This window comes from Bradyrhizobium monzae, from assembly GCF_021458635.1.
In the GTDB taxonomy this organism is placed as follows: Bacteria; Pseudomonadota; Alphaproteobacteria; order Rhizobiales; family Xanthobacteraceae; genus Bradyrhizobium.
Genome location: NZ_JAIRDQ010000019.1, coordinates 18,033 through 30,352, shown reverse-complemented (window position 1 = coordinate 30,352; position 12,320 = coordinate 18,033). Strand labels below are relative to the sequence as shown.

The window sequence follows — 12,320 nt, the reverse complement described above, 5'->3', positions numbered from 1 at the left end:
CTTTTCACCCACGTTAGGGCGCTGTTATAAGTCAGTCTTCATGTGTAGCCGACCTGCGCTTGGTCACAACTGCGCGCTGGTCGGGCTTCTGACTGGCATTTGCTTTCGTGCCGTGTTCCCACCGTGCGCCCCTTTGCGACTTCATGCAGAAATGACGCTCGAATGCGAGTGCCGTATTCCTTCCATTCAAGAGCGCGCAAAACCGCTACCGTGATGAACCGTACCATTTGCCTAAGGAAGGCAGTGGCGTCGCGTTGGTGCGCGTAGGCAGCATGGGATACTCGACCTTAGACAGCCGGCCGGCTAGCTTTTTCCAGAAATGCGACAATACCGTTCGCTTCGCTGTCGCTAGGTTTGGCGCCAAGCTGGATGTTGGCCATTACGTTAACCGCTTGCTTAAGGCTCCAGACCTGACCCGAATGAAAAATATGGCGGTCGCAGAGCCTTGCCCAACGGCGCGGCGCGGAAAGCGATTCGTCGCTGGCCGCCTTGGCTCCGCTGCAAGCACAATCCACTATCAGGTTCGGGTGGCCCATCAGGCGGGCGCACCGATGTTCCGCGACGGTGGTGAACCCGCCGATCGCCGTTGCCATAAGGCGGGATCTGTCAGTGAAAACATATTGTTCTCGATCAAACGACGGCAACGATGTGCTCCCGGCGCCGGAACCTGAGTTCTTCCTGGGAAGCAAAGCACGCTAGTAGAGCAGGAGGGCATCGCGGTGGTGCTGCATGTCAATAGCAAGCGCCGTGCCGGTGACGTTCGTAGGATGTTAGTTGCTGATTTGCACGATTCGCGACGCTCCGAGTGCCTGATCGAAGTCTGAGTTCGGATCGTTCGGGTACCCCTCCGACCGCGCGGTGTAAGGCGAGCCATCGGACCGGTGGAGACGGACGGACGGTCTAATATCGAAGCAACTGCGACCACAATTTCGCGCGTACCAAAATGGCGAACGGCACCGTTTGTGATTTGACGTGCCGCAGACGTCCATCGGGAGGCGGATGGCGCAACACAGTCTAATCTGCATCCACAGAGCTGACTTGGGCGCTCGGAGTGCGATCCAATCAGGATCCGACCACGACCGCTCCACCCCAAAGCTGAATAAAGGGATCAGATAGTCCCGGGTGATGATCGTGACGTGAGGTTCGCTGGCCCCATCCGCGGTCAAGTGCCCGGTCTCATTGGCATCCGCATATTGAGCTGTGGGCTGGGTCAATATCTCCTTCCGAAGCAAAACCTCACGCCATCGAAAAGGAACAAGGCGCCAGGCTTCAACATCCGCACTGCTGCAATCGCGGCCGCCAAATCAACATAGATTGAATGGCTACCATCGAGATAGACGATGTCAAAAGTCTCTCGATTCCTGGCGAGCCGAATCAGGTTGAACAGGTATGTTCCTAACGCATTTCCCAGAAAGGTGATGTTTCGATCGGCGATGCCGGCCGCGACCAGGTCGGCCCGGCGTTGGGTGCAGACATGTTCGAAGTCCAGGCCCACATAGCGGATGTCGAGCTTGTTGATCGCCCTGAACCGCTCCTGCCTGAACGTCGGTCCTACGCCGATCTCGAGAAAGCGGTACCCCGGATTTTGTCGAAGCAACTGGACCAGCCGAACATGAACAGACTGCCTGTATGCCCGGTAGTTGCTGGGCAGAGGATGGCTATCGTCAAATAGGACGTCGTGACGGTCACTATTCATCATTCGTCTCGCAGTTGGTCGGACAATACATCTGGCATGCCGTACCCACGGCCAAGCGCCTTCCCTTCCCGGTCACCATCAACGATGGCCAAGGTCAGACCGTTTCCGGCGAACACGGCGAGCCCAGAATGCCGACGGCGCGCTGAAGCCGAAGCGACGACATTCATGCCGGCACTTTGCTGACAGTGCGTAATGGGGGCGCTTGATCTCTGTTCGCTCCATCCGTCGTGAGCGCTGCCAAATAGTGAGCAAAGAGCGATATCGTCCGCGCGTGCGAATCGAGGGAACTCTTGTCGCTCCGTCCCGCCAGCCAATCGTCAAACAGCCTTTTACGGCCAGCGCCCAGATCAGCGTTTCGGATAAGTGTGTCCCGCGCGGGATAAACCCGTTCGCGTAAAGCTGCGCCGCCGAGGAAAGGGGCATTCCGCCAGAGCGTGATGTGCGCCTCTCTTCTCAGTTGCGGATGAGCTTCCGTGCTCAAATGTGCGCGCTTGAAGATCCTGGCCTCGATCGCTGCGAAGGGACCGATATTTAAGCGAATGGTCTCGGACCCGTAGCGTCCGTTTTTGTTGTAAACATCGGTTGGCAGTTGCCGCCAATTGCGAAGCGACACGCTGGTCTGCAGAAGGTCGAGCCGAAACAGACAGACGGTATCGCGGCTTCCGGTACGCCTTGCGGCTCCGGACGAGACAATATCCGTCTCACCCCAGAACGGGGGCGCGGGAAACAGTCGAGCGACTGGCGCAGCGCCGCGAAGCTTGCGCACCGGATCTGGGCCAATCTGCCCGACGTGGTCGGCGGCGGTCGCCCGGTGGACATTCAGCTCGACCGCTAGCCTCCCGAAGTGGTCCTCATTGTGAGCCAGGAGGCCGGAGAGAATGTCGATGTAGTGATAACCGGAATGGCAAAGCATTCCGTAGCCGTAGCGGTAAGGATGGTCCTCCCGGGAGAGGATCTCCTCCTCCGTGTTCCACACTCCCGCGTGATGCTCGATACCAATATAGGTGACCGGCGTGCCAAGGTTTCGGGAGGCGCGGCGCGTATAGCGTCCAATCAATTCGTACACTGCGTTGTAGCGGCGCGGCGCCATGACCACGCAACGGACGCCAGTCCGATCGCAGATCTCCTTGAGGTCGACTACCGCACCAACCAGACGGTCCGCTGCAGGGCGTCCATTCGACCCCATGGGCAGAACGATGGGCTTGTCGACCAGGCAATCAAGGCCAAGTCCAAGAGCCGCGCGAAGGTAGCCCAAATGAGCCTTGGGTTCGGTCGAGACGATCACTTTCGTGCCTGGACGTGCCAAGGCCGTCAGGACGTCCTCCCCATGGCCGGAATACCAGATCGCCCGTCGCCGGAGATCGGGTACCCATGAGAGGCTCGCCGGCTTGCAGGTGCGGGTCCGGAAAAAGGCATCCACGTCGTCTCGTGCACTGTCGAGCTCGACGATATGGAAGGCCGATGCTCGACCGCTGGCGACGGCATCCTCGATCAGAGGAATATATTTCGCCCGGGCATAAGCACCGAGCCCGACGAGAATGATATCCCCTCGCATGCCTTCTGATACTCTCTCGCTTCTGCCTCAATCAGAACTTCTGACGCGATGAGGGCAGACACCGAGTCGACCTGACGGACGCTGACAAGGTGGGATACTGCCTCCTTGCGCACCGAGAACCGCCGATATGGAGATGCCTTCCGTTCATCGATCGCTTGGTCATGCACAGGCATGCGCACGGTTCTCGACATTCTTCAGGAGGGCGACCTGGCTCGGGCATTGGCCGCAGCCGCTGTTCGCCCGAAATTTCTTGAGGGCCGGCGAGGTGCGCCAAACCTTCTCCAGGTCGAATTCCGGTGATCGGACATTGCCGAGGAGGAACTCGCGGCTATCGGGATCCCCGACGACGAAGGAACAGGGATACAAATCGCCGTTTGTCGAGAGATAGACCGCCGTGGCACCACAGTCGCATTCGGTATATCGGACGTTTGGCCGCGTCTGCGACGTATCGACGAAAATCGGCGGCGGCAGTTCGAGGCGCGCTGAGCTGGGCTGCGCAGCAATCTCCATCAAGGCTTCCTGCAGCTCTCGAATTTCGTCAGCCGAGCCCAAGAGCGCATCCTCATTGCCGAGGGCAACGCCCGAGGCGAACATCGGCTTGACCCTGAAGGAGTAGACGCCGATTGACGACAGGAGCCGGTAGGCGTCGAGTGCCTCGCCGATGTTGTGCCGGTTGGCAGTCATCCTGGCCTGCACCAAGGCCCCGCAATTGGCCGCCTCAGCCATCTGCCGGAGCGCAGAATCATAAACACCCGTCTTGCCCCGGAAGCGGTCCACCGTGTTCCGCTTCGCACCGTCAAAGCTGAACTGGAACGTCAGCTTCTCGCGATCGTCAAAGAACGAGGCGACGTCATAAATTGGCACCTGGCCGAGCCCTCCTGTGTTCAATTGCACCTGAAGGCCTCGCTTGTTCGCATGGGCTATCACGGCTGCCGTGCGCGGAAACACGCGCTTGAGGAGCGGCTCGCCACCCGTCAAAGAGACTTTTTTCAGCGAATATTTGTCGACGAGAAGGTCGACGAACTCCGTCATCTCCTCGATAGATAATTGTGATGGCTCCAAGAGCCTCTTGTATTGATCTCGATACTCTTCGGGAACGTAGCAGTGCTCGCAATGAAGATTGCAGTAGAAAGATACGCAAATTCTCGCGTGGTTGAAGACAATGGGTAGCGGATGGTCGCTCGGCATGGCATCCTCCTAGCTTTCTCCCAGAAAGGTTGCAGCAGGATTTATGCCAACGCGGCGCGCCGAATCGCTGACGACTTTGATGGTGCAATGTAGCATTCCAATCAGCTTGGCGGATTCGCGACATCAAGCGCGTTTGGTTTCAGACAGACGCACAGCACGCCCCACGGTCGCCGAGCCGATCTACGACCCCGCGACAGACCGCCCGGCTCACAACGGCGCTGTTGGCCGCGGCGCTGCTCGTGCGTCATTTGTCCTTACCGACCACGAATCAATCCGGTGAGCAAAGCACGGTCGGCAAGCGGCGGTATGTCGGCGGCTCGTCGGCGCAGCTCTTCTTATTCTATGCGTTATCGCGCAACCACTTCTCTGACCCTAATGGCAATCCGTCACGTCGGTGTAACCAGAATAATTTGTCACGTAACCGACATTCCATTGCTCCCAGAGTTCGCGAAGCCGTTGACGCACTTAGCGTTCGCAAGGGACGGCGTCAAACACGCGCTCGCAAAGGAAGGCCAGCATTAGGATCCGCAAGTGGCACGCCGATTGCTGAAACGAGAGCGAAGGAGCCGCCGCCAATACAGTGAGTTTATTTCGGGAGCTGCAAAATGAGAGTCGCCTGGTCGAGCCTGATGAATGCGCTGACGGGGCTTGTAAGTCGCAACGCCAAAGCAACGAATATCGATGTCACTGTCGCCGCACCCTTCGTCAATCCGAACCGATCTCTGCCGTTCGCACGTAGAAACGGACTACGACGCGGTGTTGCACGTCGGCGTAAGCTGACAGTTCTAACGAGAGGCCGATATTCGAGCGCTGTAACCCAACGATCCTGCGCTGACGACCTTCGAATGCTATGGATTTGGCAGAGATCGGCTGAGGAGCATATTATTCGAGCTTAGACGGGTGACGATTATGAAGCTCGACGAACATCCTTCGTGCCGGCCCGCAGCGCCGACCGTTTTTGTTGGCAAGAATCGCCGTGGCAACTGGATTGCTTGCGAACAGACCGGGCTTTTTGGCGGCCTCTTCGTGAACCGCGCCCAGGCATTCAAATACGCATTGCGCAAGAATGGCCATCATCCAGAAGCCATCATCGAGCTGTCGCAGGAAATCGAACTCGATATCTCCGCCAGTCAGGAAGGCGCGGGCACGAGGCGCGTGGCCTGACCACCCGGCGCGTACATTGAGCAGGGCGACCGCATGAGGCTTGACTGACGGATACAATAACGTTTCGGCGTGCCCAAAGCGTCTGGTGCGCCACGCACTTCCGCTCGTGCCACGTGGGCGCTGGTGCGATCAACACCACGCAAGCCCACACCTGCGATACGCAACATCCGCTTGCGATTGCAGAATCACAAAAGTGGTCTAAGTCTGAGGCAATTCCCACCCGACGTCACCCACGGCTCACGCGCTCGCCGCGCCGGTCTACCCCGCATCATCGCACGCGGATACGAGCGCACGGCTCCTTAACGCAACGATTGACTCTGCCTTGCCCCGCATGAATTGCTGGCCGTCCGGTCGGATTGCGAAGTCTGCGGGTTCGCGAATTTTGGCTAACGTCGATTTATCGGTCTGACGACACTTTCTTTGCTTTTGAAAGCTCCGCTTGCGAGAGCATCCGCGTGCCGATGATGCCCTCTCTCACCAGGTTTGCGATCGCGGCGTCGGAGAGTTCGAGAAAACCTGATAGGATCTCATTGTTATGTTGTCCCAGTGTCGGCGCCGGTGTGCGGATCGCATACGGTCCTGCACCTTCGCGAATGGGCATCGAGGGCTGCGGATGCGAGCCAATGAACGCGCGTTCGACTTCCTGCAGAAATGCACGAGACTGGAGATGTCGATCTTTGAGTAGGTCAATGGGCAGGCGGGCCACACCGGCCGCAACGCTTACGGCCTGCAATTCGGACATAGCCTGATCCGCATCCCGGGTGAGCGTCCAGGCTTCGATGGCTCTCTCGATCATGTCCTCGATGCCGCGGCGAGCTTCCGCAGATGTCAGCGATGCGTCTGTGGCCCAGTCTGGCCGGCCGATAAGGATGGCAAGCCTGTGCCACATAGCCTCGTCCGTGGCTGCCACCATGATCCAGTTGTCCAGCCCTTCACATTGGAAACAGCCGTGCGGCACGAACTGCGGGTGCCGATTGCCGTATCTCGGCGGCGACACACCGGCGATCGAGTTGACGGTGATCCACGGCGCCGAGAACGGCATCATGCATTCGATCTGCGCCAGGTCAATGAACTGTCCTTGCCCGGTGCTGCGGGCGTGGATCAGGGCGACCAGAACTGCAGCGCAGCCGTTTAATCCACCAACAGGATCGCCAAAGGCACCGTGGCTCATGACAGGGGGACCATCAGGCTTGCCGATCACGCTGGTCAAGCCTGATCCCTGTTCGAGGGTCGAGCCGTAGGCCCGGCAATCGCGGTTGACGCTGTCCGCACCAAAAGCTGACATCGACATCATGACCAGCCGAGGATTGAGCGTTTTGAGCACGTCGTAACCGAGCCCAAGTTTTGGCAGAACATCGACCGAAAAATTGTTGACGACAACATCCGCTCTGGCCAAGAGCCGTTTGGCAAGAGCGAGGCCTTCCGGCCGTGTCAGGTCGAGCGTCATGCCGCGCTTGTTGCGGTTCATAATGCAGAAGCGTAGCGTCTTTTCGTACATCTGACTATCGACGTAGGCGGGCCGTCGGTCGACGCCGCGCCACCAGTCAGGATACTGGATGGCCTCGATCTTGATGACATCCGCGCCGAGATCAGCCAGCGTGCGCGTACACAAGGGGCCCGCCCAGCCCATCGTGAAGTCGATGACGCGAACGCCAGACAAGGGCAGTCCGTCGGCATCGATGCGGACGGACTGCCCAGGCGAAGTGAATGCCCCTTGTGTTCGAAGGCCGGCAAAAGACTGCTGCTCGCCCGGCGCCGGAACCCTGCCGCCTCGACGCGGCGGCGTCAACGTCAGTCGCTGCGTCGAACCAGCAGTCAAGCCCTCCTCGTCGCCGAGCAGGACAGGCACGACTGCGCCGTGCAGCTTTTTCTTCGCCTCCTGAACCAGATCGGATATTTCGGGCACCGGCACAATCGGGATCTTGCGCTTCAGGCCTTCCGCAAACCACTCCTGCGCTGTCCGCGTCTGCAATCTCGGCATAAACTGTCGTTCGATCGGCTCCATCTGTCGCAGACGATCCTCGCCGAGGACCAGAGCCGGATTATCACGCAATTCGGCCAGATCGAGCATATCGCAGAACGCCTGCCACTGTACCGGCGTTATCGTGGTAACGCCGAGCCAACCTTTCTTGGTTTCGTAAATGCCGGCCGGAAAGATCGGCCAGAAGCGGTTAACGCCAATGCGGCGCATCACATCGCCACGCGCAAACGCTTCGGACATGAGATACTCGGACAGAGCGAGGTTCGACTCGAAAATATTGAGCGACCACGACCGCCCTGCCCCACCTTGCATTCGCGCAACCGCCGATGAAGCCGCAGCAACAAAGCCCCACAGTCCGGCCAGGATACCCGTTTGGAAATCCGGCCCGTGCACTGGCGGACCCTCGGCCGGTCCAACCAGCTTGATCAGGCCGGCGAGCGCGCGGACGGTCGAATCGGTTGCGGCAAATCCCGCGTACGGGCCGTAGCGGCCGAACCAGCTTGCTTCGAGGTAGATCAACCCGGCATGCCGCCACCGGATTGCCGCGATATCTAAGGACGGGCAATTCGCAGGATCAACATCGCGGCCATCGATCAGAATGTCGCAATCCTCGATCAGCGCCGTTAGGCGTGTGATCGCGCCGGGTTCGGCGCTATCTATGACGATGCTCGACTTGTTGAAGTTCAGGAATGCGAACCACGCGCTCTGGTCACCTGGCGTGAGTGGGGCGCTGCGGCGCAGTGGATCGCCGGTTGGCGGCTCCACTTTCTGAACGTCCGCGCCGAAATCGGCAAACAAGCGCGCGCAATAGCTGGTGGCGGCCGAGCTACCGATCTCGATCACCCGCAGATGCGATAACACTCCCATCGAGGGTTCCTCTTCTTCAGCCACTCTATTCGAGCACCTAAGCTTTCGCGGCAGGCGCGATCTCCATCGCCTATGCGGCGAACTCACCGCCCGTGATATCGATGGTCGCGCCGGTGATAAAGCCGGCCATTGGCGAGGCCAGAAAGGCTACGACGTGCGCTACCTCTTCGGCCTTTCCAAAGCGGCCGACCGGAATCCGGCTAAGCGCGGAACGATTGACCGCGGCCTCAGGTGGCCCGGTCAGATCACTGAGGATCCTTCCTGGAGCGATACAATTGACCGTAATACCATGTGGGGCCAGATCTCGCGCAGCAGCGCGGGTTAACCCAACCAGCCCGGCCTTCGAAGCGGCATAATGCGGCCCTGCGATCAACGGCATCGCACGGCCAGCGAGTGACCCGATATTGATAATCCGACCATAGCCGTTCGCGATCATTTCTGGTGCCAAGAGCCTTGTAAGAATGAAGGGGCCTTTGAGATTGACATCGATGACACGCGCCCATTCCTCGAGGGGCATCTGCGAAAGCCAGGGAGCATCCTGGTCCGCGCGCTTCGGGGAGATGCCTGCATTGTTCACCAACACTGCGATGTCGCCCCAGCGCGACCGGATTCGATCAGCAAATCGCTCCACCTCGTTTTGTCGCGTCACGTCGACCGCCTCAGCATAGAGCCGCTCCGGGCAGCTAAGACTTGCAAGCGCCCGCTCCACGTGCGCTGCTTTCGTCGCCACGAAAGCAACCTGATATCCATCGGCCAACAACCGACGTACAATCTCAAGCCCAATCCCGCGTGCTCCTCCGGTCACGAGAGCAACGCGTCGGTGGTTTCCGCCGCTCAGTTTTCCTGATGTCATCATGATCACCAACAAGTCCTAACACCCGTATCGGGCCAGCCCACAGCGCTGGAAACGCACAGAGGCGACCGCAGCAGGCGGAGGTATTCTTGCAGTTGCGTCAATCCATTGCCAAACGGCCAAACGTTGCCCCAGATGGATCCCTCGCGTGTTCGGTTCCATTGGCTAGCCATCGCCATTTGTGGATTCACTGTGCTTCGGATTCGCCCCGATGAAAGCGCAGCAATCGGCGCGAGCGGTGGGACGGGCGGTTTGTCGTCGAGAGTAGTGAAACCGGTAGCGATCCCTGCGAGGATTTCTCGGAGCATGCAGCTGCGGGCTTGTTGGAGGTTGCGGCACGCAGCAGTCGCCAACATTTCTTCTCGAAAGCTCGTGATGCAGTGCAGCCTGCATACAGCAACAGCAATAAGCGCGATGATCCGCCCGATGCAGGCACAGATACGGCCAACACACAAGGCCAGGAAATCCGGCCGAATGAGCTCGAGAATGGCGACTCGGAACGCCCACACCTTCGGAAGATTTTTGACGCCCCCGAAGTCGGACTTGACATGAAGTGGTGTTAAGATCGAGAGAGGCGAACCTTCGAGCGCGAGGCCTCCCGTCAGGAGCTCGCCGAATTCGGTTGGCTTCGCCCCCCCTTACGACCATTCCGGATCGCCGGATTGCGTCGGCTGCGACGAGCTGACAAGCTGGATGGCGCGCGAGCGTGATATTAGTGCCAATGCATCGCGCTAATCTCGCGAGCTTGACATGTTTTCTTAGTGCTCGCTGGCCTACCACAGGTGTATATCTCAGTTGGGTGCAGGTGAACTCTGCAAGAATATTAGTGCCGGCGTACGCACGCGCCGAGGACGGCGGCCTCAATGATCGCGAGACGCCTTCGGAGTGAATCCTGGATCGCCGATTGCCGAGGCTACATCCTGCTTGTCCGCATGAAGTGATCGCAATTTGGTCGTACCACGCTGCTCCATGATTTGCTCCAATGAATGGCCCGTCGTTACCTGAGGGCAGGGGCAGATGGCATATGAGGCTTGGCTGTTGCGTCGGGCAGCTTTTCCAGGATGCAGTCGCAGAGCCGCTCTATATCGCTTTCTTCATGATCGGCCGTAATGCACACCCGAATTCCTGCTTTTCCCTGTGCGACCGTCGGGAAGAACGTCACCGAAGTATAGAAGCCGGCATCGATGAGCTCTTTAGCGACTGCAATTGCCTCGGCTTCCGATCCGATCGGGATCATTCTGATCGGAAATGGATTTCCTCGCTCGACGGTTGCAATACGATGGTCGAAGACCTTGATCTGTTGAGCCAAACGCTTTTGCCGTTCGCTAAGTTCTGCGGAGCAGTGAATCTTGCACGATCCAAGCGCGGCGCCCACCGCTGCCAGGTTGGGGGCTACAGAAAACGCATAAGGAATAGAATATCGTCGAAAGAGAGCCTCCTGATCGGCCGTTCCAAGCATCACCATGCCGCCCGATGCGCCGAAGCCCTTGGCTAGCGAGGCTATTATGATCGTACGGTCACCCAGTACTTCGGGAAACTGAGAGCGAGCAAATCCTTCGCCTTGGCGTCCGAACAGCGATATCCCGTGAGCATCGTCGATATAGAGGAAGAGGCCATAGCGTTCTTGGAGCCGGCGCAGTTCCTTGATGGGCGAGTTCCCTCCCATGGAGTAAACACCATCGCATACATAGGCGACCACCGGATGCTCTCGGCACAAGCGTTCAAGAGCCTCCATGTCGTTGTGCTCAATCGTTTCCACCCGGGTTTCATCGGCGACTACCGGCTTGTGATAAGCAAGCGAGATGTGCGCGATGCGGTCGAAGACGACGACCGGCTTCCTTCCGCCCGTCAACTGGCCCGAAGCAAGAAGAGGCATCACGCCTAGATTGGCGAGCATTACGGTCGAACACGCGATCACACGTGCGCAGAACATCTCGGATAGGGTTTGTTCAAGCTCTGCTAGAAGATCGAAATTCAGCCGCGTTCGTGCGCAGGACCAGTGCAACGACTGATGCGCCTCGATCGCCTCGATCGCGCCAGCGACGATCAAGGGGTGATTGTCCAAGCCCAAGTAGGAGCATCGCACGAAATCGATCACCTCCGGTCGACTGTCAAGTGGGCCAGTACCCAAGACAACGGTGCGCCCAGTGGTGGAACGTCCTTGGACGGCCATCAGGCCAGCCGCGTGGGCTGCATCGAAATACGGGCGACTCTTGTTGATCATGTAGGCTGTGTTGCGAAAATTTCCGGTCGGCCGACTACCATTAGAGAGCAGGCTCCGCTGTTGCATTTCATTCCCCATTTCATCTGGCAAGCATGCACCGCCGATCGTTTAGATGAGGTGGGCCACAATAGGCGACTTGACGACATTGGGCTCGGACTGGATGCTCTTTATACATCTAACAGGCGGCTCTCGGCCCCCTTATCTAAACGAACTAAACCACTGGCTGTGTCGTTTGGGCAGCTACCAGATCGGATGGGGCAAACGGAACATCACCATGACGGCATCACGCCGCAAGGCGCGGACAACGTATTGCGCAAGTGTCGCGCACACCTTTAAAGCGTCCAGCATGTCTCGGTAAGGATCGAGACAGCTTGTGAATACCTCAACGAAGAATTCGGCTTCAGCGCGAGTAATCTTTGTCGAGATCGAAGCGGCTGTCGCCATGCAGCAAGATGATGCCGTTCTCCGCGACGAAGCGCGTAAGTTGTTCCTTAGAGCACGGACGATCAGCGGAGCTGGTCGGGGTTGCGTAGCTGGTCGTCTGTTGCGGTTAAGTGGGCGGCATAGGCCGAAGGGGTATTTCAGCAACGAGTGAGGCCGCCGATTGTGGTCGGCAACTCAAGTTAGCAGCCTTGGCGCGGGCGTCATCGAGATCGAAGAACAATGTTTGCAGATGCCTCGCGAAGCTGCGTCGCGTAGCGTGTCGACGGTCACCTGTTTGCTCAGGTCGGCCGCCGAGCGGCAGGCGGCATGCAATGCGGCGCAACAGGTGTCAGACAGATGCCGTTGTTC

At 58.7% G+C, this 12,320-nt stretch carries 8 protein-coding genes; 1 reads left to right on the top strand and 7 read right to left on the bottom strand.

What is annotated here, in order from left to right:
• Positions 1-287: 287 nt before the first annotated feature.
• From K3F49_RS39580 to K3F49_RS37900, 4 genes are all read right to left on the bottom strand, one after another.
• Positions 288-644: a hypothetical protein gene (locus K3F49_RS39580; RefSeq protein WP_346657401.1), complete on the bottom strand. Its 357-nt coding sequence runs from the start codon at positions 642-644 to the stop codon at positions 288-290.
• A gap of 566 nt (positions 645-1,210) precedes the next feature.
• On the bottom strand, positions 1,211-1,699 hold the full coding sequence (locus tag K3F49_RS37910; protein WP_234685957.1) for a class I SAM-dependent methyltransferase: 489 nt from the start codon (positions 1,697-1,699) through the stop codon (positions 1,211-1,213).
• A 160-nt stretch (positions 1,700-1,859) separates the two neighbouring features.
• Positions 1,860-3,251 (bottom strand): Gfo/Idh/MocA family oxidoreductase, encoded by a 1,392-nt coding sequence (locus K3F49_RS37905; protein WP_234685956.1) that lies wholly within the window; start codon positions 3,249-3,251, stop codon positions 1,860-1,862.
• A gap of 159 nt (positions 3,252-3,410) precedes the next feature.
• The gene (locus tag K3F49_RS37900; protein ID WP_234685955.1) at positions 3,411-4,439 is read right to left on the bottom strand and encodes a radical SAM protein; all 1,029 of its coding nucleotides are present in this window, start codon (positions 4,437-4,439) and stop codon (positions 3,411-3,413) included.
• A gap of 909 nt (positions 4,440-5,348) precedes the next feature.
• Here K3F49_RS37900 and K3F49_RS37895 point away from each other — a divergent pair.
• Complete coding sequence (locus K3F49_RS37895; protein ID WP_234685954.1) at positions 5,349-5,603, top strand: hypothetical protein; 255 nt, start codon at positions 5,349-5,351, stop codon at positions 5,601-5,603.
• 397 nt (positions 5,604-6,000) lie between these two features.
• Here K3F49_RS37895 and K3F49_RS37890 read toward each other — a convergent pair whose 3' ends face one another.
• The 3 genes from K3F49_RS37890 to K3F49_RS37880 all read right to left on the bottom strand — a co-directional run bounded on the left by K3F49_RS37890 (position 6,001) and on the right by K3F49_RS37880 (position 11,594).
• Entirely contained in the window at positions 6,001-8,475 is a 2,475-nt protein-coding gene (locus tag K3F49_RS37890; RefSeq protein ID WP_234685953.1) for a CaiB/BaiF CoA-transferase family protein, read from the bottom strand.
• A 46-nt stretch (positions 8,476-8,521) separates the two neighbouring features.
• On the bottom strand, positions 8,522-9,307 hold the full coding sequence (locus tag K3F49_RS37885; protein ID WP_234685975.1) for an SDR family NAD(P)-dependent oxidoreductase: 786 nt from the start codon (positions 9,305-9,307) through the stop codon (positions 8,522-8,524).
• A 994-nt stretch (positions 9,308-10,301) separates the two neighbouring features.
• Entirely contained in the window at positions 10,302-11,594 is a 1,293-nt protein-coding gene (locus K3F49_RS37880; protein WP_234685952.1) for an 8-amino-7-oxononanoate synthase family protein, read from the bottom strand.
• Between the last annotated feature and the right edge of the window lie 726 nt (positions 11,595-12,320).

Bases quoted from the DNA above. Each gene is read 5' to 3' on its own strand.
- K3F49_RS37880 (WP_234685952.1), bottom strand. From the start codon at position 11,594: ATGCAACAGCGGAGCCTGCTCTCTAATGGTAGTCGGCCGACCGGAAAT.
- K3F49_RS37910 (WP_234685957.1), bottom strand. From the start codon at position 1,699: ATGATGAATAGTGACCGTCACGACGTCCTATTTGACGATAGCCATCCT.
- K3F49_RS37905 (WP_234685956.1), bottom strand. From the start codon at position 3,251: ATGCGAGGGGATATCATTCTCGTCGGGCTCGGTGCTTATGCCCGGGCG.
- K3F49_RS37895 (WP_234685954.1), top strand. From the start codon at position 5,349: ATGAAGCTCGACGAACATCCTTCGTGCCGGCCCGCAGCGCCGACCGTT.
- K3F49_RS37900 (WP_234685955.1), bottom strand. From the start codon at position 4,439: ATGCCGAGCGACCATCCGCTACCCATTGTCTTCAACCACGCGAGAATT.
- K3F49_RS37885 (WP_234685975.1), bottom strand. From the start codon at position 9,307: ATGATGACATCAGGAAAACTGAGCGGCGGAAACCACCGACGCGTTGCT.